The following is a 23,914-nucleotide window of genomic DNA, read 5'->3' as shown; positions in this document are numbered from 1 at the left end:
TTCTATGACGGTAGACAGGAAGGATTTTTTCAGCGGCGATCAGAAATCGGCACGAAGATCAGGTCTTCCGGGCCGGTGTAGTTGGCGCTGGGCCGAATGATCTTGTTGTCCTGCCGCTGCTCGATGATGTGCGCGGCCCAGCCACTGGTGCGCGCAATCACGAAGAGCGGCGTGAACATGGCCGTGGGCACGCCGAGCATGTGATAGCTCACGGCGCTGAACCAGTCGAGGTTCGGGAACATCTTCTTTGCGTCCCACATCACGGCCTCGAGCCGCTCGGCAATGTCGTACATGCGGGTGGAGCCGGCCTCGTCGGAAAGTTTTTTCGCCACGCGCTTGATGACCACGTTGCGCGGGTCCGACACGGTGTAGACCGGGTGGCCGAAGCCGATGACGACTTCCTTCGCTTCCACGCGGCGGCGGATGTCCGCCTCGGCTTCGTCGGGCGTGTCGTAGCGCTTCTGGATCTCGAAGGCCACCTCGTTGGCGCCGCCGTGCTTCGGTCCACGCAGCGCGCCGATGGCGCCGGTGATGGCCGAATAGACATCGGAGCCCGTGCCCGCCACCACGCGCGCAGTGAAGGTCGAGGCGTTGAACTCGTGCTCCGCATAGAGGTTGAGCGAAGTGTGCATGGCACGCTCCCAACTCGCCGATGGCACCCGGCCATGCAGCAGATGCAGGAAGTGCGCGCCGATCGAATCGTCGTCGGTCTCGACCTCGATGCGCCGCCCCTGCGTCGACCAGTGGTACCAGTAGAGCAGCATCGAGCCGAGCGAGGCCATCAGCCGGTCGGCAATGTCGCGTGCGCCGGGCAGCGAATGGTCGTCTTTCTCTGGCAGCACACAGCCGAGCGCCGAGACGCCGGTGCGCATCACGTCCATCGGATGCGCACTGGCGGGCAGTCGCTCCAGCGCCTCCTTCACGCTCGCAGGCAGGCCGCGCATCGCTTTCAGGCGGCTCTTGTAGGCGCGCAGTTCGGAGGCGTTGGGCAGCTTGCCATGCACCAGCAGGTGCGCGATCTCCTCGAACTCGCAGACGTCGGCGATGTCGAGGATGTCGTAGCCGCGGTAGTGCAGGTCGTTGCCGGTGCGCCCCACGGTGCACAGCGCGGTGTTGCCCGCGGTCACCCCCGAAAGCGCAACGGATTTCTTCGGCTTGAAGCCGGCGGCGGGCGCGTTGTCTGTCAGCAATGTCATACCGTCTCCTCGAATGTTTGTTGATGAAGGTGCGGCGGGCTTGCCAGCCGCACCGGCCGTCCGGCGGCGTCCACCGCCACCATCTCGAATTCGCCGTCGAGCACGCGCGTGAGCGCCTCGGTGGCCACGTCCTGCACGCTGCCGGCCACGCGCACGGTGAGCGAACTGCGGCCCACGCGCGCGACCTCCGTTTCGAGCACGAGCGTGCTGCCGAGGCGCACCGGCGTATGGAACAGCACTTCGCCGCAGCGCGCCATCACCACGTCGCCGTGCGCGAAGCTGCGGCCCGCCAAAAAGGCCGCCTTCGAGAGCAGCTGCAGCGCCTGCCCGCCGAACAAGGTGCCGTAGTGGTTGGTGTGCTCGGGGAACACCACCTCGATCAGTCGGACTGTGCCGCGTGCGTTTTGCATATTCGCAATTTACGCAACATCGTGACCATAATGAAGGCCTGAATTGGCGAATGATTGCAAATGGATCGCTCGCGATTTGCGAATCTTGCGAAGAACGGATCAACGATGAAGAAGACCTTCATGGGTGTGCGCCTGCGCAGCCTGCGCGAAGAGCGCGGCCTGAGCCAGCTTGCGCTCGCGCAGCAGCTCGGCCTGTCGCCCAGCTACCTGAACCAGATCGAGCAGAACCAGCGTCCGCTCACCGTGCCGGTGCTGCTGCGCCTGCACGCCACGCTGGGTGTCGACATCCAGGCCTTCTCGGAGGATGAAGAGGCGCGCCTCGTGGCCAGCCTGCGCGAGGCGCTGGCCGACAACCCCGGCGGCGATGCCGTCGCGCTCGCCGAGCTGCGCGAAGTGGCCACGCAGATGCCGGCCGTCGGCCGCGCCCTGGTGGCGCTGCACCAGCGGCACCGCGATGCGATGGAACGGCTCGAAGCACTGGCAGCCGAGCTCGGCGACGGCCGCGGCGATCTCGCGCGCCTGCCGCAGACGCGGCCGATGCCTTTTGAAGAGGTGCGCGACTTCTTCTTTGCGCACCAGAACCACATCGCACCGCTCGACGATGCCGCCGAGGCCCTCTCCGCGCAATGGCGGCTGCGCGAGGGCAACCCCGGTGACCGGCTCGCGCACCGGCTTCTCGAAGCACATGGCGTGCAGGTGATACCGGCCGAAGACGACGAAGGCGGTGCGCAACGCCGCTACGACCCAGTCACGCGGGTGCTGCGGCTCTCGCGCTACCTAGAGCCGGGTCAGCATGCCTTCCAGCTCGCAACGCAGCTCGCGTACTTTGAACTTGGCAACATGATCGACAAGCTCGTCGCCGAAGCTCCGCTGTCGAGCGACACCGCGCGTTCGCTCGCGCGCATCGGCCTGGCCAACTACTTTGCTGCCGCCCTGCTGTTGCCCTACGGCGTTTTTCTCGAAGCGGCCGAGCAGCTGCGCTACGACATCGACCAGCTCGCGCGGCGCTTCGGCGTGGGCTTCGAGACCATCTGCCACCGGCTGAGTTCGCTGCAGCGGCCCGAGGCGCGTGGCGTGCCCTTCTTTCTGATTCGCGTCGACCGGGCGGGCAACATCTCCAAGCGACAGTCGGCCACGCACTTTCACTTTTCAAAGACCGGCGGCACCTGTCCGCTGTGGAACGTGTACGAAGCCTTTGCGCAGCCCGGCCGCGTGCTCACTCAACTAGCGCGCATGCCCGACGGCCGCGCCTACCTCTGGATCGCGCGCACCGTGTCGCACGGCTACCGTGGCTACGGCTCGCCCAACAAGACTTTCTCCATCGGCCTCGGCTGCGACATCAGCCACGCGACGCGGCTCGTCTACTCCAAGGGCATGGACCTGCGCGACCCTGATGTGCCCACCCCCATCGGCGCCGGCTGCAAGGTGTGCGAGCGAGAGGCCTGCCCGCAGCGCGCGTTCCCGTTCGTAGGCCGTCCGCTCGACGTGGACGAGAACCAGAGCCGCTTCATGCCCTATGCGGTGGCGCCTGACAGGTACGCCACTGCGCGCGCGGCGGTCAAGAACGCGGCCAGCCGCGCACCAGCGTCCGGATCGCCACGGCGCCGCTCGCCTTGACCTCGGCGCGGTAGGTGCCCACCAGCGCTTCCCGCTCAGCCGCGGCGCGCGGATCGTTGCGCCAGGCCAGCAAGGCGGCCACGTCCGCATCCGGCAGGGCAGCGAGCAGCGCTTGCGTGACCTGCTTTTCGAACTCGCGCGCCACGATCAGCAGGTTGCGCGGACGCGGCGACGTGACGCCGCGCGACCACAGCGTGTCGACGGCCATGTCGAGCGTGCGATCCGGCAAGGAAGTGAACTGGCTCGCATTGCCGCGCGCCAGTTGCTTGACCACGGAGCTCAACAGCAGCTGACTCGAAAAGTCGACTTCACGCACGTCGGCGACGGCCATGCGCTCGAGCAACTCCGTGCGTGCGGGATCGGCCGGCTTCGCGCGCTCGCGATTGAAGAACTCCAGCTTGCTCGCGTCGTCCATCGCGGCGTAGTCGGCGCGCAGTTTCGAGAAGCGGGCCACCGCGGCCTGCACCTGCGGTCCCGGCGCCGCACCGCCCTTGCCGGCAGCAGCCACTTCCTGCTGGATTGCAGCCACCGAAGCCGCCACGTCGAAGGACCGAGCAGCTGCTGCGTCCAATGCCTGCAGCGCCTTGTCTGCAATGGCTTGGTCAGGAGGCTCCAGCAGCTGGCGCGCATCGCGCGACACGGCGCCCGGCGCATAGGCCGCCTGATAGCGCGCCTGCACGCCTTCGAACTGCATCAGGGTCTGGGCACGATCTTGCGCCCAACCCATGACGGGTGCGAGCAATAACGACAGGAGAAGAGCGGGCGCGAGAAAGAAGCGTCTCGGTGAAACTGAAAGGGCAAGCATGCGCCATTATTGATTGGCGCTTGCCATGGCCGCCCTCTCCCGCCCCTGGCTTCAGGCGGCTGCCAGTTCCTTGCGCAGCAGCTTCGCAGCTGTCACCATGTTGGACAGCGCCGCCTCCGTCTCCGGCCACCCACGGGTTTTCAGCCCGCAATCAGGGTTGATCCAGAGGTTCTCGAGCGGCACCACGCCGGCAGCCTTGCGCATCAGGCGCACGATCTCGTCCACCGAGGGCACGCGCGGCGAATGAATGTCGTACACGCCGGGTCCGATCTCGTTCGGGTAGCGGAATCCGCCCGCATCGTTCTCGCCACCCAATCCGCCGAACGCGCGCAACAGCTCCATGTCGGAGCGGCTGGTCTCGATGGTGATCACGTCAGCGTCCATGGCCGCGATCTCCGGCAGGATGTCATTGAACTCCGAATAGCACATGTGGGTGTGGATCTGCGTCTGGTCGTGGACGCCCGAGGCGCTGATGCGGAAGGCGCGCGTGGCCGACTTCAGGTAGGCCGGCCAGCCGGCGCGGCGCAGCGGCAGACCTTCGCGGATTGCGGGCTCGTCGATCTGGATGATGCCGATACCGGCGGCCTCCAGGTCCACCACCTCGTCGCGGATCGCCCAGGCAATCTGCTCGCAGGTGGTGCTGCGCGGCTGGTCGTTGCGAACGAACGACCATTGCAGGATGGTGACCGGCCCGGTCAGCATGCCCTTCATCGGCAGCTTGGTGAGGCTTTGCGCATAGGCGGTCCACTCGACGGTCATGGGCGCGGGGCGTGCCACGTCGCCGAAGATGACCGGCGGCTTGACGCAGCGCGAGCCATACGACTGCACCCAGCCGTTGGCGGTGAAGGCAAAGCCGTCGAGCTGTTCGCCGAAGTATTCGACCATGTCGTTGCGCTCGGCCTCGCCGTGGACCAGCACGTCGATGCCCAGTTCTTCCTGCTTGCGCACGGCCAGCGCGATTTCAGCGCGCATCTTGTCGCTGTAGCCCGCCGCATCAAGCTCGCCGCGCTTGAAAGCGGCACGCGCCGCGCGGATCTCCTTGGTCTGCGGGAACGAGCCGATGGTGGTGGTGGGCAGCGCGGGGAATGCGAAGCGCGCGCGCTGCACCAGCTGCCGCTGACCGAATGCGGACCTGCGCTGATCATCCCCGGCCACGCTGCGTGCCAGCCGCAGCGCCACGTCGGCGCGGTGCACGCGCGGGCTGCTGCGCCGTGCGGCCACGGCGGCGCGCGCGGCCTTGAGTTCTTCGGCCACCGAGCCTTCGCGGCCGTCGAGCACGGCACGCAGCACGCGCAGCTCGTCGAGCTTCTCGACCGCAAAGGCGAGCCATGACTTGAGTTCCGCATCGAGCTTGCTTTCGGCCTCGAGGCTGAACGGCACATGCAGCAGCGAGCATGAAGGCGCGATCCACAGCTCGCCTCGGTTCTTGTCGACCACGGGGCGCAAGGTGGCCAGCGCCGCGTCGGGGTCGGTGCGCCAGATGTTGCGGCCGTCGACGATGCCGACGGACAGCACCTTGTGGGCCGAGAGCCAGTCGGCCACGCCGGTCAGATCCTGCGGCGCGCGCACTGCGTCCACGTGCACGCCGGCCACCGGCAGCTGGCAGGCCAGGCGCAGGTTGTCCGAGAGTGGCGAGAAGTACGTGGCCAGCAGCAGCTTGGGCGCGCTGCGAGCCAGCTGCCAGTAGGCGCGCTCGAAGGCGTTACGCCAGCCATCGGGCAGGTCCAGGCCGAGGATGGGCTCGTCGATCTGCACCCATTCCACGCCCTGCTGCTTGAGGCGGTTCAGCACCTCTTCATACACGGGCAGCAATGCGTCGAGCAGCGAGAAGCGGTCGAAGCCGGCTTCTTTTTCCTTGCCGAGGTACAGAAAACTCAGCGGCCCGAGCAGCACGGCCTTGACCGGATGCCCGGCCTGCTGCGCGTGTGCCACTTCGTCGAACAGCCGCGTCGATGCGAGCTTGAACTGCGTGGCCGCGGTGAACTCCGGCACGAGGTAGTGATAGTTGGTGTCGAACCACTTGGTCATCTCGAGTGCGAAGGTGCCTTCGCTGCCGTGGTTGCAGCTGACATCGTGCACGTGGCCAGCTTCATCTTCCACGCCACGCGCCATCTTGAAGTAGCGCGACAGCTCGGGCTCGTCGCCCTTGAAGCCGAAGCGCTCCGGTTCGCAGCCCAGCAGTTGAATGTGGTTGGCCACGTGGTCGTAGTAAGCAAAGTCGCCCACGGTCACGTAGTCGAGGCCCGCGTCGCGCTGGGCCTGCCAGTGGCGCTCGCGCAGCTGTTCGCCGACAGCTTCGAGCGCGGCGCGGTCGATCTCGCCGCGCCAGTGCTTTTCGAGTGCGAACTTGAGTTCCCGGTTGGCGCCCATGCGCGGAAAGCCGAGGGTGTGGATGCGGGTGGTCATTGCAGGTATTCCGGTCGCTGTATCTTGAGAATCCGCAATGGTCGGGCTTTGAGGAATATGATTCAAACGAAACGTTTTGCCCTTTCACTTGAAATTCATTCATGTTGCAGTCAATCCTCGAGATACGCCATTTGCGCACGCTCGTTGCGCTGCGCGACACCGGCAGCCTGGTGCGCGCGGCGCAGTTGCTCAACCTCACGCAATCGGCGCTGTCGCACCAGATCAAGCTGCTCGAAGACCGCTACGGCGCGCAGCTCTACGAGCGCAAATCGGTGCCGCCGCAGTTCAGCACCACCGGGCTGCGGCTCTTGCAGCTGGCCGACACCGCGCTGCCGCTGGTGGAAGAAGCCGAGCGCGACGTGGCGCGGCTTGCCTTGGGACGCAGCGGGCAGCTGCGCATCGTGGTCGAGTGCCACACCTGCTTCGACTGGCTGATGCCGGCCATGGACGCCTTCCGCCAGCGCTGGCCGGAGATCGAATTGGACATCGTCTCGGGCTTTCACCCCGACCCGATCGCGCTGGTGATGCAGAACCGCGCCGAGGTGGCGATCGTCTCCGAAGAAGACCCGGACGAGACGGTGGACTACCACGCGCTGTTCCGCTTCGAAATCGTCGCGCTGCTGGCCAACGACCATGCGCTCGCGGCCAAGACGCATCTCACGGCGCGCCATTTTGCCGACCAGACGCTCATCACCTACCCCGTGCCGGACGAGATGCTCGACATCGTGCGCCAGGTGCTGGCACCGGCCGGCGTGGAGCCCGCGCACCGGCGCACGACCGAGCTCACGGTGGCGATGCTGCAATTGGTGGCGAGCGGCCGCGGCGTGGCAACCCTGCCGCTGTGGGCGGTGCAGAACTACCTGGACCGCGGCTACGTGACCGCACGGCGCGTGGGCAGCAAGGGCTTGACGGGGCGTCTCTACATGGCCTGCACGCAGGGCACTTCCGGCCAGCCGTGGCTGGCGGACTTCGTGCGCATCACGCGCGAGAGCTGCTTCAAGAGTTTGCCCGGCATCGAGCTTCTGTGACGCGGAGGCCGCGGCCGCAGGGTACAGTCGGGAATGAACCCACACACGCCCAGCGCCCCCAGTCCGCTCGAAACGGCTCCCGCCGAGATCACGGAGACTCAGGCGTTCACACGCGCGTGGGTCGTGTTCCTGCTGCTGTTCTTGGGCGTGCTGGCCCTTCTGTGGGCCAGCGACGCGCTGTTCGGCTAGAAGCTGGAAGCCAGGACTAAGCTTTCTGCACCAGCTTCAGCACGCTCGAGAAATCGAGCGCGCCATGGCCCGCGAGACTGTGCGCCGCATAGAGGCTACGTGCCAGCCCGCCCAGGGGCGTGGCGGCACGAACCGCAGTGGCGTTTTCTTGCGCGAGGCCCAGGTCCTTGAGCATCAGGTCGGTTCCGAAGCCGCCCGCGTAGTTCTTCGATGCCGGTGCTGCCTCCATGACGCCGGGCATCGGGTTGTACTTTTCGAGCACCCAGTTGCCGCCGGAGCTGCGCCGCATGATTTCGGACAGCACCTTGGGGTCGAGCCCGTTGGCAACGCCCAGCGCCAGCGCTTCGGAGGTGCCGATCATCAGAATGCCGAGCAGCATGTTGTTGCAGATCTTCGCGGTCTGGCCCGCACCGATGCCGCCCGCATGGAAGATGTTGGCGCCCATCTTCTCGAGCACCGGACGTGCGCGGTCGAGGTCGTCGGTTTCGCCGCCGACCATGAAGGTCAGCGTGCCGGCAATCGCGCCGCCCGTGCCGCCGGAAACCGGCGCATCGATCATTGCAATGCCCTTGGCAGCGGCCGCTTCGGCCACCTTGCGCGAGGTAGCGGCCGCGATGGTGCTGCTGTCGACCACGAGGGCGCCGGCGCGAATGCTGTCGAGCAGCGCCGGCTTGCCCGCGCTGCCGAGAAACAGGCCTTCCACGTGCACGCTGGCCGGGAGCATGCTGATGACCACGTCCGCATCGGTCACCGATTCGGCAGCGGTCGCGGCAATGGGCAGGCCTTCGGCCGCGTATTTCCTGCAGGCTTCCTCGGAAAGGTCGAAGGCCTTGAGCGTGTAGCCTGCCTTCCGCAGGTTCATTGCCATGGGGCCGCCCATGTGGCCGAGGCCGATGAATGCGATTTTCATTTGCTTGTCTCCGTTGTATTTGTAGAAGAAGCTCAGGCCAGCGCAGCCAGTTCCGCCGGCATTTCTCCGCGCGGACGCAAGTGGTCATCGATGAACGCGGGCGTGATCTCTTCGATGGTGGCGGGGCTCCAGCGTGGATTGCGGTCCTTGTCGATCAGCACCGCGCGGATGCCCTCGGCAAAGTCCTTGTGCGCGCAGAAGCCCAGCGAGGCCCAGTATTCGAGCCGGAACACCTCGGCCAGCGACATGCGGTGCACGCGCTGCCAAAGCTCGAAGCTCAGCGCAGCCGAGCTCGGGGCGCCCTTCATGAATGTCTTGGACGCGGACTGCAGCCACGGGTCGTCGCTCTGCAGGTTGCGCAGGCGCTTCGCGATGTCGAGCAGGTCGTCGCCGGCCATCAGCGCATTGATGGTGTCGTAGTGCTCGCGCACCTTCGAGGCCGGCATCGCGGCGCCCTCGCCGGCGCGCGCAAGAATGCGCGAGAGTTCGGCGCGGTCGGCCTTCTGCTCGCCGTGCCAGCGCGTTGCGGCAATTGCCTCGAGTACCTGGCCCTTGTGCTCATGCGGCACCAGCACGTCGGCCAGCCCGCAGAAGATGGCGTCGGCCGCATTGAGGTTGGCGGCCGTGAGCGCCAAGAACAGACCCGTGCGCCCCGGCGTGCGGCGGAGGAACCAGCTGCCGCCCACATCGGGATAGAGCCCGATGCTGATCTCGGGCATGGCGATGCGGCTCTGCACGGTGACCACGCGGTGCGAGCAGCCCGACATGAGGCCGACGCCGCCGCCCATCACGATGCCATGGCCCCAGCACAGGAATGGCTTGGGAAAGGTGTGGATCAGGTAATCGAGCTCGTACTCTTCGCGGAAGAAGTCTTCGGCGTAGGTGTTGCGCGCGGGGCCGCATTCGAGCAGCGTTTGATACAGCTGGCGCAGGTCGCCGCCGGCGCAGAAAGCCTTCTCGCCCGCGGCCTGCAGCAGCACGCCGACGATGCCATCGTCGGCCGCCCATTCGCGCAGCTTGGGCGTGAGCAGGCGCACCATGTCCACCGAGAGCGCGTTGAGCGAGGCCGGTGCATTGAGCGTGGCAACGCCGAAGCGCTGGCCGCCGGCGGTCTTGATTTCGTCGAAGAGAACTACGGAGTCGGTCATTGTCTTGAGAGGTTCTGGATGCGGGGTTTCAGCGGATGTCGCTGTCCCCTTCCAGTAATTTTCGCGCAACGATCACGCGCATGATCTCGTTGGTGCCTTCGAGAATCTGGTGCACGCGGGTATCGCGCACCAACCGCTCGAGCGGAAACTCGCTCAGGTAGCCATAGCCGCCGTGCAGCTGCAGTGCGTCGTTGCAGATGTTGAACCCCGCATCGGTCGCAAAGCGCTTGGCCATGGCGCAATAGGTGCTGGCATCGGCATGGCCCGCGTCGAGCTTGCTTGCCGCGAGCCGCACCATCTGCCGCGCCGCAACGAGTTCGGTTGCCATGTCGGCCAGCTTGAACTGCAGGGCCTGAAAGCTCGCGATCGGCTTGCCGAACTGCTGGCGTTCATGAAGATAGCGGCGCGCCGCATCGAGCGCGCCTTGCGCCGCACCCACCGAGCAGGTCGCGATGTTGATGCGCCCGCCATCGAGCCCCTTCATCGCAATGCGAAAGCCCTCGCCTTCCTTGCCCAACAGGTTCTGGGCCGGCACGCGCACGTTGTCGAAGTTGATGGTGCGCGTGGGCTGGCTGTTCCAGCCCATCTTGTGCTCCTTCTTGCCATAGCTCACACCCGGCGCGTCGGCCGGCACCGCAAAGGCCGAGATGCCGCCCGCGCCGCCGCCGCCCGTGCGCGCCATGAGCACCAGCACGTCGGTCGCGCCCGCGCCCGAGATGAAGGCCTTGCCACCGTTGATGACGTATTCGTGGCCTTGCAGCTCGGCGCGCGTCTTGAGCGAGCCCGCATCCGATCCGGCGCCCGGTTCGGTAAGGCAGTAGGAAGCGAGCTTGCGCCCGCTCGTCAAGTCTTCGCCCCATTGCTTCGCGACCGCATCGGTTGCCCACGTGCCGAGCATCCACGTCGCCATGTTGTGGATCGTGATGAAGGCCGTGGTCGATGGATCGACCGCGGCCATCTCCTCGAACACCAGCGCGGAATCGAGCCGCGGAAGCCCGAGGCCGCCGATGCGCTCGGGTGCGTAGAGCCCGCAGAAGCCCAATTCGCCGGCCTTGGCGATGGCCTCCTTCGGAAAGATGGCCTCGGCATCCCACTGCGCCGCATGGGGCGCGAACTCAGCCTGTGCAAAGTCGCGCGCACTCTGCGCGAAGGCGCGTTGCTCTTCGGAAAGTTCGAAGTCCATTCGCCCGGTTTCTTACTTGAGGCTGATGGTTGTATTCACACCGTGCGAAACGGTGCTGTCGTCGAACCAGCGTGCCGTCACGGTCTTGGTCTGCGTGTAGAACATGATGACCTGCTTGCCGTAGGGGCCCAGGTCGCCGAGCTTGGAAGCACGCGAACCGGTGAACGAGAACATTGGGACCGGCACCGGAATCGGCACGTTGATGCCGACCTGACCCACGTCGATGTCTTCCTGGAAGCGGCGCGCCGCGGCGCCCGACTGCGTGAAGATGGCCGTGCCGTTACCGTTCGGGTTGCTGTTGATCAGCTCGATGGCCTCGTCGATGTTCTCGGCATCGGCCACGCAGAGCACGGGCCCGAACACTTCCTGGTCATAGATCGTCATGCCGGGCTTCACGCCCGAGAAGATCGTCGGGCCGACGAAGTTGCCCTTCTCGTAGCCGGGCACGGTGGGCTTGCGGCCATCAAGCTCGAGCTTGGCGCCGTCGGCCACGCCGCGTTCGATGAGGCCGTTGACGCGCTCAAAAGCAGCGCACGAAACCAGCGGGCCCACGTCCACGCCCTTCTCGGTGCCGGCACCGATCTTCAGCGTCTTGGCCTTCTCGATGAGCTCGGGCACCCAGTTGCGCGCCTCGCCCACCAGTACCGCCACCGACACTGCCATGCAGCGCTGGCCTGCCGCTCCGAAGCTCGCGCCCGCCAGTGCGTTGAGCGTCTGCTCCTTGTTGGCGTCAGGCATCACGATGGCGTGGTTCTTCGCACCCATCATGCATTGCGCACGCTTGCCGGCCAGCGTGGCGCGGTTGTAGACATGCGTGCCGACCTTGGTCGAGCCGACGAAGCTGATCGCCTTGATGTCCTTGTGGTCGCAGATGCCGTTGACGATGGCCTCGCCGCCGTGCACCACGTTCAGCACGCCGGGCGGAATACCGGCTTCGAGCGCCAGCTCGCAAAGGCGCATGGTCACCATCGGGTCTTGCTCGGAAGGCTTCAGCACGAAGGTGTTGCCGGTGACGATGGCCATCGGGAACATCCACAGCGGAATCATGGCCGGGAAGTTGAACGGCGTGATGCCGGCGCACACGCCCAGCGGCTGCAGCAGCGTGTAGGTGTCGACCCCGTTGGCCACGTTGTTGGCCAGCTCGCCGAGCTGCAGGTTGCCGATGTTCGATGCGTGCTCGACCACCTCGAGGCCGCGGAACACATCGCCCTCGGCGTCGGGCAGCGTCTTCCCCTGCTCGGCCGTGAGGATGGCGGCCAGCTCGCCCATGTTCTCGCGAATGAGCTGCTGGTACTTGAGGAAGATGCGGGCGCGCGCGCCGATGGGCGTCTTGCGCCAGGTCTTGAAGGCGTCCTTGGCGGAGGCCACGGCGGCGTCGAGCTCGGCCTGCGTGGCAAAGGGCACGCGGGCCAGCACCTCTTGCGTGGCCGGATTGACGATGTCGCGCCATTCGGTGGTCTTCGATTCGACGAACTTGCCGCCGATCAACAGCTTGACGGTGGCGACCTGGGTCTTGGGGGTGGTGGTGGCGTCCATGGGGTTTTGTCTCCTGTGAATACGGGGCCTGCATGGCAGGTTCAAGTCGCATCCTAGCTTTGCAGATTTGCCATGACAATAGACAAATACGCGCCATCGCTTTGCAAAAATGCAGAGCCCCGCCAAGGAGACGAAGCACATGGACTGGGACAACCTTCGCTATTTTCTGGAACTGGCCCGTTCGGGCACGCTGATGAGCGCGGCGCGCCGGCTCGAGGTCGACCACACCACGGTGGCCCGGCGCATCCAGGCGCTCGAAAAGGAAGTGGGCGCGCCGCTTTTCTCGCGCGAAGCGGGCGGCCACCGGCTCACCGAAGCGGGCCGCAAGCTGCAGCCGCAGGTCGAGGCCATGGAGAGCGCGTTCCGGGCGGTGGAAAGCACCGCGCCGGCCTCGCAGGAGGGCCTGTCGGGGCTGATCCGCATCGGCGCGACCGAAGGCTTCGGCACCGTGGTGCTGGCGCCGCAGCTTGCGCGCTTTGCGCAGCAGCATCCCAAGCTCACCATCGACCTGCTGGCGATGCCGCGGCTGGTGCATCTGTCGCGCCGCGAAGCCGACATCGTGATTTCGCTGGAGCGGCCGGCACGCGGTGCCGTGGTCGTGACCAAGCTCACCGATTACACGCTGCGGCTCTATGCGTCGACGGCGTACCTGGCAGCGCACAAGCCCATCAAGACGCGCGAAGACCTGCGCGGCCATACCTTCATCAGCTACGTGGACGACCTGCTCTTCAGCAAGGAACTGCAATACCTGGACGAGCTGCACCGGCCCGACGCCTTTGCGCTGCGCAGCACCAGCGTGCTCGCACAGCACCAGGCGGTGGCGGCAGGCGCGGGCATCGCGGTGCTTCCGGCCTTCGTGGCCGAGCGGGATCCGGCGCTCCGCCCGGTGCTGGAAGGCCAGGCAAATTTCACGCGCACGTTCTGGATGTCAATGCCGGTCGAGACCAAGCACCTGGTGCGCATGCAGGCCGTGTGGAGCTTCCTGCGCGAGACGGCGCAGGCCCAGCAGCCGCTGTTGCTGTTGCTGTTGCCGCAGAATGCGGAAGAATCCGAAGACAGGCACGGCGCGCCGCCACGGTCGCCGCGCCCACGCAAGCAGGGTTTGTAGCCACCAGGAGATCGCATGCCACGCCATCGTCCCGCAAGGCTCGAACACATCGCAGGCATCGGCGTCGACCGCATGGGCGCCATTGCCGACGATGCGGACGGGCCGCCCTTTCTCCGCCTCGAAAACCTCGACGTCGATATTCCGCCGGACCCCGAGGCTATCGCGCGCACCGTGCGCGCCGCTTCGGAAGATGCGGACAACAGCTACCTGCCCTTCGTCGGCCAGTCGCGCCTGCGCGAGGTTGCCGCGCGGCATGTGTCGGCACTTTCCGGTGTGACGTACAGCGCGCGCAACTGCGTGATCTCCGCGGGCGGCCTCTCGGGCATCCTCAACGCGCTGCTCGCGACGGTCGAGGTCGGCGACGAGGTGCTGGTGACCGACCCGACCTACGCGGGCCTGCTCAATCGCATCCGGCTCGCAGGTGGGACGCCGAAGTACGTGCCCTTCGTCTTCACGCCCGGCGGTGAATGGAAGCTCGATCGCGCAGCGCTGCAAGCCGCCATCGGCCCGCGCGTGCGCGTGATCCTGCTGATGTCGCCCTCGATGCCGACCGGCGGCTACTTGGGCGAAGACGACTGGCGCGCCATTGCCGCGCTGTGCGTGCAGCACGACCTCACGCTCATCCTCGACACCGCGATGGAGCGGCTTCTGTTCGACGGCCGCCGGGTGATTCATCCTGCTGGTCTTCCCGGCATGGCGGAGCGCACGATCACCGTGGGCTCGTCGGCCAAGGAGCTGCGCATGATCGGCTGGCGCGTCGGCTGGACCGTCGCACCCGAGGTGTACATGCCCGACCTGGTGGCCGTGTCGCTCGCCAATGTGGTCGTGCCGGTGGGCATTGCGCAGGATGCGGTGGCGACGGCGCTGGAGCAGTCCGCGCACACGCTCGCACCTTTCGTATCCGAACTGGAACGCCGGCGCGATACCGTGCTGGACGAACTCAAAGGCCTGCCCGTCGGTGTGCCGGCCGGCGGCTGGTCGCTGCTGCTGCGAACCAGCGACTTCGGCATCGATGGGCAGACACTGTCGCAGCGTCTCTTGAAGGCACGCGTCTGCGCGACAGCGATGCAGGGCTGGGGCCAGACGCACGGCGCGCAATACCTGCGTTTCGTGTTCTCCAACGAACCGGTCGAGCGCCTGCGCGGGCTCGGCGACACGGTGCGGGCCGCGCTGGGCGCTTGAGCCCGGCGCGAAAAGACGGTGCCTCCCCCAACGACAAGGGCCGCGAGAGCGGCCCTTGTCGATGTCGTCGCAGTGCGAACGGCCTACTGGATCAGCTTGGCGCCGGTCTTGGCCTGCAGCGTATCGAAGCTCACGCCGGGCGCAAGCTCGACCACCTTGAGGCCTTCAGGCACCACGTCCATCACGGCCAGGTCGGTGATGATGCGGTCGACCACGCCCACGCCCGTCAGCGGCAGGGTGCACTTCTCGAGGATCTTGAGGTCCTCGGTGCCGTCCTTCTTCTTGGCCACGTGCTCCATCAGCACGATGACGCGCTTCACGCCGGCCACCAGGTCCATGGCGCCGCCCATGCCCTTCACCATCTTGCCGGGGATCATCCAGTTGGCGAGGTCGCCCTGCACGCTGACCTGCATCGCGCCGAGGATCGAGAGGTTGATCTTGCCGCCGCGGATCATCGCGAAGCTGTCGTGGCTGCCGAAGATGGCCGAGCCCGGCAGCGTGGTGACGGTCTGCTTGCCGGCGTTGATCAGGTCGGCGTCGACCTGGTCTTCGGTCGGGAACGGGCCGATGCCCAGCATGCCGTTCTCGCTTTGCAGCCACACTTCCTTGTCGCCGACGAAGTTGGCCACCAGCGTGGGAATGCCGATGCCCAGGTTCACGTAGAAGCCGTCTTCGAGCTCTTGCGCCGCGCGCGCGGCCATTTGGTCTTGGGTCCAGGGCATCTCAGGCTCCTTTGTTGTTCTTGACGGGGGCGGGCACTTCGCTGCCGGCGGCGGCCTGCGCAATGGCGGCCTGGGCTTCGACCTTGGCGGCCGCTGCGTCAGCCGGCGCGGCCACGCTCACGGTGCGCTTCTCGATGCGCTTCTCGGGCTTGGCGTTCAGCACGATGCGGTGCACGTAGATGCCCGGCAGGTGAATGTCGTCAGGGGCCAGCTCGCCCACTTCGACGATCTTCTCGACTTCGACGATGCAGATCTTGCCGGCCATGGCGGCGGCGGGGTTGAAATTGCGCGCCGTGAGGCGGAAGCGCAGGTTGCCCGACTTGTCGGCCACGTGGGCCTTGACCAGCGCCACGTCGGGCACCAGCGAGCGTTCCATGACGTAGGTTTCGCCGTCGAACTCGCGCAGTTCCTTGCCCTCGGCCACTTGCGTGCCGACGCCGGTCTTGGTGAAGAAGGCCGGAATGCCCGCGCCGCCCGCGCGCAGCTTTTCGGCCAGCGTGCCTTGCGGCGTGAATTCGAGCTGCAGTTCGCCCGCGAGGTACTGGCGCTCGAACTCCTTGTTCTCGCCCACGTACGACGCGATCATTTTCTTGATCTGCCGGGTTTCGAGCAGCTTGCCGAGGCCGAAGCCGTCGACGCCCGCGTTGTTGGAGATGCAGGTGAGATCTTTGACGCCGGAGTCGTGCAGCGCATCGATCAGCGCCTCGGGAATGCCGCACAGGCCGAAGCCGCCGACCGCGAGCGTCTGCCCGTCGGCCACGACCCCCTTGAGTGCCGCGTCTGCGGAGGGATAAATCTTGTTCACTCGGGCTCCTTGATGGATGGTGGAGAGTTGGCGAAAGCGTTGCGAGAGAGCCTTGAACGATACTACGTAGTCGCATACGTAGTATTTCGTAATGGTGACCCCCGATGCAGGAGATCGATTACCGGCTGGCCTTTGAGCATGCCCCCGTGGGCATGGTGGTTTCGCGCAACCGCACCATCGTGGCCTGCAACGAGCGGGTGTGCGAGATTTTTGGTGCAACGCCCTCTGCATTGGTCGGGCATTCGTTCAGCATTCTCTACCCGAGCGTGGTCGAGTTCGAGCGCATCGGCAAGCGCATGGAGCCGTTCCTCAACGCCAGCGGCCGCTATGCCGACAACCGCATGATGAAGCGCCTGGGCGGCCTGCACGGCGCCATTGCCGGCGAAACCTTCTGGTGCCACGTCACCGGCCACGCCATGAACCGCGCCGCGCCGCACGAAGCCGGCATCTGGACCTTCGAAGACCTGGGCTCGCGCCGCGCGGTCAAGGCCGAGCTCACGCCGCGCGAGCGCGAGGTGGCGGCGCAGGTGATGCGCGGGCTCACGTCCAAGGAGATCGGCAAAGCGCTGGGCATCAGCCACCGCACGGTGGAACTGCACCGCGCGCGACTGATGCGCAAGTACGCGGCGGCGACCACGGCGGAGCTGGTGCAGAAGCTGATTGCGGGCTAGCAGCGTCAGCTGGCATGTGGTGCTGCGGGTATGTCCGCCGCTTGGGCCACCTTCTCCAGTTGCCGTTGGCGCTCGGCGATGGCCAACTCCTTGGCTTTGGCATCGCCATACTTTGCGATCGAAAACAGCTTGGACTGCGTAACGCGTCCGACGCGAGTGCGAGCAGACCAGGCGCGAGGCTTTCCGCGCCGGTTGTTCAGGAGATGCACGCCGGCAAAGCCCGAGGTGTTGCTCTTGTTGGTTGGCCCGGTGCTTGGCACCGGCCAAGGTATCGGCTCGATCACGACTGGCTCCGGCAAACCGGCGTGCTGCTCCAACAGCTGGCGCCCCCCGGCATCCAGCAACCCGAAGACAACGCCGCGCATCTGCGTCAGCTGCCGCTCGCGTTCTCGGATGGCCATGTCCCTTGCACGCTCGCCGTAGCGGCTGACGCTGAACGCCTTTTGCAGCCTCTTGTCGGGTGCGCACTGCGTATGGGCAGTCCAGAACAAGGGCTGACCATCGGCGTCACGACGGCAGAAGATGCCTGAAAGTTCCTCTTTGGTGTCCGCCCGTGCGCGCTGCGCCAGTTCTCGCCGGCTCAAGGCCGGATAGGTTGCCACGATCCGGTCTCGCCAGGCTTGAGCAGCCGCGAGTCCGGCTTCTTCGCCATGCACGCTGAACATGAAGGCTTTTCGATGGCGTTGTCCATCGCGCACGATGCAGACGTCCCAGCGGTCTTTGGCGCGCAGGATGCCGTACATGGCCGGAGTATTTGGCACGCCAAGGGGCATGGAGAATCAGAAGCTTGAGTTGAAGTTGAAGCCGAGCACGGCCGAGAGCAAAGGCCGTGGTTCTAGTTGTTTGCCGGACTCGCCCACTGCTGGCAGCGAAAGAGACGGTCGTGTGACCTAACAGCGCTTCATTCTCTTCTGCTCGCGATCATCATTTGGTCGTCCTATCAGCCCACGGTTTCCTGGTTGCTTCATCTGCCAGGACGTTGGCACTTTCGAAGAATTGCTTGGCAGCGAAAAAGCAAATAGCCTGCTGTGGCCCTAGCAACGCAGGGTCTAGGTTGGGTGGACCTTTTTCCTCCTCTTTGGCCAGCCATGAGTTCATGCAGCTCCGCTGCACTAACGCGGTCCGCTCGCGCAAAGTCACATCGAACACTGCGCGACTTTCACGTAGAGATCCATCGGGATTCAGATGAGACGCGGACCAACGAACTCCGGCACGCCCAAACACCTCCCAGTGAAACTGGCATACGGCCTTCGCGACATCATCCTGTCTGATCGACTTCAAGCAACGGTCAATGATCACTTGCGAAGCTTTCTTTTCTGCAGCAGCAACGGGCGAAACCTGCCTCGCAGGACCAGTGCAGGCAGACGTTGCCATGAGGATTCCCAAACCGACCAAACTGACACCTGCGTTCCAAACAAGCCGGGAGAACCGGAGCTCCGGTCTGCAGGTGAATCTCGGATCGAGATCCATCAGAAGCTCGCATTCAGGTTGAACCCGAGCGTGACCTTGGCCGTGCGATACCCCTCCGGCTTGCTGATCGGCGCCCCCATGAACAAGTCATAGCTGAGCTTGCTCCACTGCCCCCGCACACCGATCACCGCCCCGGCCAGATTGCGGCCCAGCAGGTCCGCGGTCGAACGTCCACCGACATGCCCGTAGTCGGCGCCGACATACAGCTCCGCCCCGCTCTGCCCCATGGCCCAGCCGATGTCGTTGCGGATCAGCCAGCCGCGCTCGCCCATCAGGCTGGTCTCGCCATCGAAGCCGCGCACCGTGTAGCGCCCGCCGATGGCGAAACGGTCCTGCGGCGTCAGCGGCGTGCGGTTCCACTGCGCACGCACCAGGCCCGAATAGCGCAGCTTCTGGTCGCCCAGCTTGAACGGCGCATTCAGACTCACCTCGGCCGTGTACAGCCGCATGCGCGAGGTGCCTTCGCCGAACTGCTCCTCCGGCGCCGCGATGGACCCCAAGCCGCCCGTGCCGTGCTTGTAGGCCAGCGTGCCTTCCAGCGTCGCGTCGCCGATGAACTCCTTGTGGTTCAGCCCGAGCTCCCAGCCGCCCACCACGCGGTGCTGCACCTCGACCTCGGTGTCGTCCACGAAGTTGCGCGACTCCCTGCGGAAGCCCTTCAGCGCCAAGGTCGTCTTGCGGCGCTGGTCGCGGTAGATCAAGCGGGAGAGCTTGACTTCGGCGTTGTTGGTCTTGCCGGCATAGACGTAGTCCTGGCTCAGCCCCGCCACGCTTTGGTGGTACTGGCTGTTGGAGGCGGTGACCCCCAGCATCCAGTAGCCGTACGGCAGCGAGTAGTGCACCGTCTGGCCCTCGGTGCCGTAGCTCGGCTCCGAAAGGAAGTGGTTGTTGATGCTGTGGTTGGCGCTGACATAGAACAGGTCGTTCAGGCCCAAGGGGTTGTCGATGGAGACGGTGGCGCCGGCCTGGTAGCGGCCGGTGGCCTCGGTGCCGCTGTCGTCCAGGCTCAGGGTGAGGCGCCACTTCTTGGCCTGCACGTACTTGACCACCAGGTCGCTGTCGCCGGGCCGGGCGTTCGCGGCCGTCGAGGGTTCGATCTGGATGTCGGCCTCGGCCGTGGGAGCGCGCTTGAGGTTCTCCAGCCCCTGCTCGATGTCGCGCAGGTTCAAGAGATCGCCCGGCCGTGCGGGGATGGCGGAGCCCAGCAAGGCGCCACGCCCCAGCAGCGTGGCCGAGGCATCGGGCGTGGTCCGGATGGCCGCGATGCGCCCGGGCACCAGCGACAGGGTCAGGGTGCCGCTGGACAGGTCCTGCGGCGCAGCCAGCACGCGGGTGGTGACGAAGCCGCGCGCGATGACGGCCTGCTGGGCGCGGGCCAGGACCACGTTGACGCCCGCGGTGCCTAGGCAGCGGCCGAGCGGCGCATCGTTGCCTTCGGGACCCGACAGGTCAGCGACAGCCCACCGGAAGGCCTCGGCCTGCTCGCCGACCAGCAGCACGTGGTCGATCCGAAAGCACGGGGCTTCGGAAGCCGGGATCCGCTGGGTGGGCGCGGGCGGGGCCGCCTGCAGGCGCTGGTCGACCGTGCGCTCGTTCTGCTCGCGCAGGGCGCGTTCGCGTTCCTGCTGGCGTTGTTGTTCGACGAAGGGCTGGGGGGTGGTCGGGGACTGCTGCGCAATCGCCAACAACGAAGAGGTGGCCAAAGCCAGGCCCACGGCCACGGCCATGCGCGTGCGCCGAGGCACGCCGGTGAAATGGCAGCTCATGTCAGCGCCTGAATTCGACGGTGCGGACGGCGGACGGCTTGCCCGAGAAGCCGCTCACGGCGCCATCGGCGCCAAAGAGGATGTCCACCGGTTCGTCTTCCTGCGTCGTCCAGTAGCGCCAGCTGCTGGCGTTCAGGTCCTTGGTGTCGTTGCGCGAGGGGTAGCTCAGCGCCATCAGCACCTGGGGGCGGGTCATGCCGGGCACGACCTTGGCGGCGTAGACGGCCTTCTGCACCTCGGGGCTCCAGCTGCCGAGCGCCACCCGGGGGTCGGTGGGCACCACGATCTGGCGNCATGCCGGGCACGACCTTGGCGGCGTAGACGGCCTTCTGCACCTCGGGGCTCCAGCTGCCGAGCGCCACCCGGGGGTCGGTGGGCACCACGATCTGGCGTGCCCAGCGCAAGGCGTCCTCCTTGCTGCGGGCGGCATCGTCGCGCAGGGAGACGTAGTCGGCGCCGATGGTGCCGCAGAAGTAGCTGTCGCGCTTCATGGTGTCGAGCACCACCGGTTCACCGGCCGGCACGATAGGGCCGCCGAGCATGTTGGTGCTGGAGACCCAGCCGTAGTCGGGGCGCAGGTTGCAGCAGGTGTAGCCGGTGATGGGCTGGGGGAGCTTGGTGGCGCAGCCGGACAGAAACACGCAAGCGACCACCGCGATGGCAGCGGCGGCATACGGCAAAAAAGGGTGTGACAGCTTCATTCTCATTTTTCTATCGAACTTCGTGGCCTCAGAACCGGCCACTGTCCTTGGGGTTGTGCACGACCTGGATCAGCACATCGGGGGTGTAGGACTTGGTACGGGAGATTTCGGCGATCTCTCCGCCTGCCGCGCCGGCGAAGACGAGAACGCCCTGTCCCTTGTAGGCGAGGTAATGGCGCCATCGGTCCGTTCCGTTGAAAGTGGGAATCCAGGCCTTGCCGGTGTTGTTCACCGTTTCTGCGTTCGGCTTGCCCATGACCTTGAGGGCGTCTGCGTAGCTCATGCTGATGCGAAGCTGCGCAATTGCAGTGCCCGGCACAGGCTGGCCGACGACGGTTCGCTCTTCGTCCTCTTCTGCTGCAACCAGGGCACGCCGAGTGGGCTCGTACAAGGGCGCGGTTCGGCAGGCTGCGAGCGCGACACAGGCAAACACCGCGGCGCAGATTGACTGATATTTCATTCTTCACTTTCACGCGACTCATCGCGAACTTTCAGGCGCCAATCGACGAATCATGAATTTTTATATGCGTCAAATATTGTATTGACAAATACTTGATTCACCTGCTCAGACATTGCCTCCCAGCGCATTAGATTATTGGCCGCCAATAAATCAGTTAGTCTCTTCGTGGCCGAAAATTGAATTCCCATCCATATTTCCGGTCGCCCATCTGGAGAAGAATTTTCATAAATCAATTCTAATGAACCGAGGGAGTCATTGCCTTCAATCAACTCACCCCCCACTCGAAATCTCGATGAACCCGCAGCGAAGGTTGACGCGTAAAAATCTCGTGACAGCGCTCACCCATAGACCGTTTTCATTTACTCCCTGCCCTCCACCAATCTCCGGAAGCATGAACACGGCAGAAATATCTTCCAACCCTAGGTATATGAGTGTCCTTTGATATTCGAGGGCCAATTCTTGATCTTTGTTCATTTTGAATCTCGGCGCAAAAACTTCCATTGGGGACTACGCCAAGCGAGTAAGCCAGTCAAGACTCCTTGGAAACTTTGGCCACCACAAGCAACCATTCGGACCAAATGGCTGAGTCCGCAGGTATGCCGTCTCCAAGCAATTGCATGCTCCCCAAAAGCGCTCCGATGTCATCTGCACCGGTCCGCTCATAGTAGGCTTGCAAAAAATTAAACATCGCTCGATATGCTTGGGAAGGATTCAGTTCATTGCTGGGCATATTGTTACTTTCCTGGACGAATTGGTGATGATAGCCCTGTATTTGGATCCATTGTTCGCGGAGGGTTGTTTATTCCGCCATTGATAATTCTGCCACCGCGACTCTGCACCCAGACTTGGTTTCCATTCGAATCCAAGGATGCATGCCAACTATTTCCCCATTTATCCGTACCAAGATCATTTCTTGGATTATTGGCAACATCTTCAAGCAATTGACGATTGGTTGGCGTGTCTCGCAGGTGACCATCTGCTTCTCGAAAAATATGCCGAGCATTTCGCTCATCGATTTGCTTTTCATTCTGATTTTTATCGCCGTCGGGTGGCGGACTCGCTCCATTTGGAGGCGTTCCATAGGTATCGGCCCCATTGCCTCCGGTTGGCCCCGTCCCGTCTCCTCCTCCGCCTCCAGTCGCAGCATTCACAGTCGACTGCATGATCCCTTGCACGAATTGATACACTAAGAAAAGCGATCCAGACTGGGGCGTGATTAGTTCTCCAAGGCTCGACAAATTCGGCGGGATCAACAATCCGTTGTTGGGATCTTGCTGCAATCCCCCTGCCGCGATCCCTGAGCCAGCGGCGGCTCCTCCTACAGCACCACCGGTGGCCGGATTGACCGGCGGGAAAAAGAACTGCATGTTCTGCAGGTTCGGGTCTTGCTCCTGCACGACCTGATCACCGGCGGACGCGGCGTTGCGCACAACCTTCTCCGCTGCGTTTAGGAAGTTTTCCAGTCCTTGCAAACCTGCGCGTTGCTGCTCCGTAAGAGAGGGATCACTGCGGATCTGTTCGATCTCGTTGCGCGCCTGCTGCGCAGGGGTCAGCGGCTGCGAACCTGGGCTGGTCGGCGCGGGTGTAAAAAACCCCTCCAACGCGTCGAGTGCCGCAAGCACGGCCACTGGTCCCAACTGGATCAACTGGCCCGACGCCGTGGAGGTGATCGTCACCTGCGCCCCAATCTCCCGCATGGCTCGCTCGCGGTCGGTCATGCGCAGTCCGTTGGTGCTGTCCACCCCGGTGCGTACCGCCGTATTGCCCGCAAACCCCGAAATCCCGCTTTGCGTGAGGCTCGAGCGATTGACATCATTGCTCCCGATGCCGACGTTGCCCGAACTCGTCCCCGAGGTGCTGGTGCTGAAGTTGACGCTGTACCCACTGCCTTGGAAGGTGTCGTGGTTGACCAGATCGGTCGTCGTCAAACTGCCTGTCGCGAAGCTGTTCCTGCCTGCATTGACTGCCGCATCGGTGCTGCTGATCACGCCGCCCACGAGGTTGGTATTGCCCGCCACGTTGACGCCGAAACCGCCGTCACCCGCAAGGAATCCGCTCTGTTGCGTCGCACTCGCGAAATTGCCATCCCCGCGCATGTTGTTGGCATAGACGCTCACGCTGCTGTCGCCGTAACAATACCAAGCGCAGATGGTGGCGTTGAAGCCACCGCCACTGTTCTGGCTGTGATAGGTGCTGGTGTCCTGGAGGGTCTCGATGTGCAAGTTGCCGCCCACGTCGGCATTGATGCGGTTTCCCGAAACTGTGGCACCTCGAACAATGGTGTCGCCACCGCTGGTGATATTCACTTGCTGGCCCGCATGGATGGTGGTGTTTGTCCACGTGCCATCGGTCCCGTTGTCCCGGCCGCTCTGACTGCCGGCCGCCACCTCGATCGTCAGGCCGTTGCTTTCCCCGAACGTGAAGCCCACGCCGATGCTGGCGTTGCTGCTGTGGCTGGTGGAACTCTGCTCTCTGGAATTGGCTGCGGCGTCCAGCGTGATGCTGTTGTCCGCCGCGAGACTCACGTTCTTTCCGCCAGTAATCTCGCTGCCGCGTATGAGGATGTTGGAGTCTCGCCCACCACCGGTGGCGGTGATGGCA

At 64.9% G+C, this 23,914-nt stretch carries 21 protein-coding genes and 1 pseudogene; 6 read left to right on the top strand and 16 right to left on the bottom strand.

Annotated elements, in window-relative coordinates; translation table 11 throughout:
• Positions 1–29: 29 nt before the first annotated feature.
• The gene (prpC, locus tag ASC78_RS21105) at positions 30–1,196 is read right to left on the bottom strand and encodes a bifunctional 2-methylcitrate synthase/citrate synthase (RefSeq protein WP_055805812.1); all 1,167 of its coding nucleotides are present in this window, start codon (positions 1,194–1,196) and stop codon (positions 30–32) included.
• Complete coding sequence (locus ASC78_RS21100; RefSeq protein ID WP_055805809.1) at positions 1,193–1,606, bottom strand: acyl-CoA thioesterase; 414 nt, start codon at positions 1,604–1,606, stop codon at positions 1,193–1,195. The genes prpC and ASC78_RS21100 overlap by 4 nt, the downstream gene beginning before the upstream one ends.
• Positions 1,607–1,711: 105 nt before the next feature.
• Here ASC78_RS21100 and ASC78_RS21095 point away from each other — a divergent pair, with 105 nt between their 5' ends.
• The gene (locus ASC78_RS21095) at positions 1,712–3,223 is read left to right on the top strand and encodes a short-chain fatty acyl-CoA regulator family protein (RefSeq protein WP_055805807.1); all 1,512 of its coding nucleotides are present in this window, start codon (positions 1,712–1,714) and stop codon (positions 3,221–3,223) included.
• Here ASC78_RS21095 and ASC78_RS21090 read toward each other — a convergent pair.
• Complete coding sequence (locus ASC78_RS21090) at positions 3,165–3,950, bottom strand: hypothetical protein (RefSeq protein WP_235505162.1); 786 nt, start codon at positions 3,948–3,950, stop codon at positions 3,165–3,167. The two genes, ASC78_RS21095 and ASC78_RS21090, sit on opposite strands and share 59 nt — an antisense overlap.
• Positions 3,951–4,079: 129 nt before the next feature.
• Positions 4,080–6,434: a 5-methyltetrahydropteroyltriglutamate--homocysteine S-methyltransferase gene (gene metE, locus ASC78_RS21085; protein ID WP_055805801.1), complete on the bottom strand. Its 2,355-nt coding sequence runs from the start codon at positions 6,432–6,434 to the stop codon at positions 4,080–4,082.
• 101 nt (positions 6,435–6,535) lie between these two features.
• On the opposite strand from metE, the gene ASC78_RS21080 reads away from it, so the two are divergent.
• Both ASC78_RS21080 and ASC78_RS27750 read left to right on the top strand, forming a co-directional pair.
• The gene (locus tag ASC78_RS21080; RefSeq protein WP_055805798.1) at positions 6,536–7,462 is read left to right on the top strand and encodes a LysR family transcriptional regulator; all 927 of its coding nucleotides are present in this window, start codon (positions 6,536–6,538) and stop codon (positions 7,460–7,462) included.
• Positions 7,463–7,495: 33 nt separating this feature from the next.
• The gene (locus ASC78_RS27750) at positions 7,496–7,651 is read left to right on the top strand and encodes a hypothetical protein (RefSeq protein ID WP_200934344.1); all 156 of its coding nucleotides are present in this window, start codon (positions 7,496–7,498) and stop codon (positions 7,649–7,651) included.
• A 16-nt stretch (positions 7,652–7,667) separates the two neighbouring features.
• On the opposite strand, the gene mmsB is transcribed toward ASC78_RS27750, so the two are convergent.
• From mmsB to ASC78_RS21060, 4 genes are read right to left on the bottom strand one after another with little or no spacing between them, the layout of a single operon-like run.
• Complete coding sequence (gene mmsB, locus ASC78_RS21075) at positions 7,668–8,561, bottom strand: 3-hydroxyisobutyrate dehydrogenase (RefSeq protein WP_055805795.1); 894 nt, start codon at positions 8,559–8,561, stop codon at positions 7,668–7,670.
• A 32-nt stretch (positions 8,562–8,593) separates the two neighbouring features.
• Positions 8,594–9,709 carry an enoyl-CoA hydratase/isomerase family protein gene (locus tag ASC78_RS21070; RefSeq protein WP_055805793.1) on the bottom strand — a complete coding sequence of 372 codons (1,116 nt, stop codon included), beginning with the start codon at positions 9,707–9,709 and terminating at the stop codon, positions 8,594–8,596.
• A 28-nt stretch (positions 9,710–9,737) separates the two neighbouring features.
• Positions 9,738–10,892 (bottom strand): acyl-CoA dehydrogenase family protein, encoded by a 1,155-nt coding sequence (locus tag ASC78_RS21065; RefSeq protein WP_055805789.1) that lies wholly within the window; start codon positions 10,890–10,892, stop codon positions 9,738–9,740.
• A gap of 12 nt (positions 10,893–10,904) precedes the next feature.
• Positions 10,905–12,428: a CoA-acylating methylmalonate-semialdehyde dehydrogenase gene (locus ASC78_RS21060; RefSeq protein ID WP_055805786.1), complete on the bottom strand. Its 1,524-nt coding sequence runs from the start codon at positions 12,426–12,428 to the stop codon at positions 10,905–10,907.
• 139 nt (positions 12,429–12,567) lie between these two features.
• Between ASC78_RS21060 and ASC78_RS21055 the strand changes: the two genes are divergently transcribed.
• Positions 12,568–13,536 (top strand): LysR family transcriptional regulator, encoded by a 969-nt coding sequence (locus ASC78_RS21055; protein ID WP_055806710.1) that lies wholly within the window; start codon positions 12,568–12,570, stop codon positions 13,534–13,536.
• A 15-nt stretch (positions 13,537–13,551) separates the two neighbouring features.
• A complete protein-coding gene (locus ASC78_RS21050; RefSeq protein ID WP_055805783.1) occupies positions 13,552–14,718 on the top strand; it encodes a pyridoxal phosphate-dependent aminotransferase in 1,167 nt (388 codons plus the stop codon).
• An 83-nt stretch (positions 14,719–14,801) separates the two neighbouring features.
• Here the strand turns inward: ASC78_RS21050 and ASC78_RS21045 are convergent, their stop codons facing one another.
• Both ASC78_RS21045 and ASC78_RS21040 read right to left on the bottom strand, forming a co-directional pair.
• Positions 14,802–15,440, bottom strand: a complete 639-nt coding sequence (locus ASC78_RS21045; protein WP_055805780.1) for a 3-oxoacid CoA-transferase subunit B — start codon at positions 15,438–15,440, stop codon at positions 14,802–14,804.
• Position 15,441: 1 nt separating this feature from the next.
• Positions 15,442–16,245 carry a CoA transferase subunit A gene (locus ASC78_RS21040; protein WP_055805777.1) on the bottom strand — a complete coding sequence of 268 codons (804 nt, stop codon included), beginning with the start codon at positions 16,243–16,245 and terminating at the stop codon, positions 15,442–15,444.
• A 104-nt stretch (positions 16,246–16,349) separates the two neighbouring features.
• Here ASC78_RS21040 and ASC78_RS21035 point away from each other — a divergent pair, with 104 nt between their 5' ends.
• Positions 16,350–16,916, top strand: coding sequence for a LuxR C-terminal-related transcriptional regulator (locus tag ASC78_RS21035; RefSeq protein WP_055805775.1), 567 nt, complete (start codon positions 16,350–16,352; stop codon positions 16,914–16,916).
• Positions 16,917–16,921: 5 nt separating this feature from the next.
• On the opposite strand, the gene ASC78_RS21030 is transcribed toward ASC78_RS21035, so the two are convergent.
• From ASC78_RS21030 to ASC78_RS27210, 6 genes and pseudogenes are all read right to left on the bottom strand, one after another.
• A complete protein-coding gene (locus ASC78_RS21030) occupies positions 16,922–17,659 on the bottom strand; it encodes an AP2 domain-containing protein (protein ID WP_055805772.1) in 738 nt (245 codons plus the stop codon).
• A gap of 726 nt (positions 17,660–18,385) precedes the next feature.
• A complete protein-coding gene (locus tag ASC78_RS21025; protein WP_055806706.1) occupies positions 18,386–20,113 on the bottom strand; it encodes a ShlB/FhaC/HecB family hemolysin secretion/activation protein in 1,728 nt (575 codons plus the stop codon).
• Between the two features lie 332 nt (positions 20,114–20,445).
• Positions 20,446–20,853: pseudogene (locus tag ASC78_RS28115) on the bottom strand (hypothetical protein); the annotation flags it as partial.
• A 28-nt stretch (positions 20,854–20,881) separates the two neighbouring features.
• The gene (locus ASC78_RS21015; protein ID WP_055805767.1) at positions 20,882–21,313 is read right to left on the bottom strand and encodes a hypothetical protein; all 432 of its coding nucleotides are present in this window, start codon (positions 21,311–21,313) and stop codon (positions 20,882–20,884) included.
• A gap of 529 nt (positions 21,314–21,842) precedes the next feature.
• Positions 21,843–22,043, bottom strand: coding sequence for a hypothetical protein (locus tag ASC78_RS21010; protein WP_055805764.1), 201 nt, complete (start codon positions 22,041–22,043; stop codon positions 21,843–21,845).
• A gap of 4 nt (positions 22,044–22,047) precedes the next feature.
• Positions 22,048–23,914: hemagglutinin repeat-containing protein (locus ASC78_RS27210; protein WP_200934343.1), on the bottom strand; the 1,867-nt coding region annotated here is incomplete at its 5' end.

It is taken from the genome of Variovorax sp. Root318D1, assembly GCF_001424835.1.
In the GTDB taxonomy this organism is placed as follows: domain Bacteria; phylum Pseudomonadota; class Gammaproteobacteria; order Burkholderiales; family Burkholderiaceae_C; genus Variovorax.
This window is presented reverse-complemented; position numbering and strand designations above follow the sequence as displayed.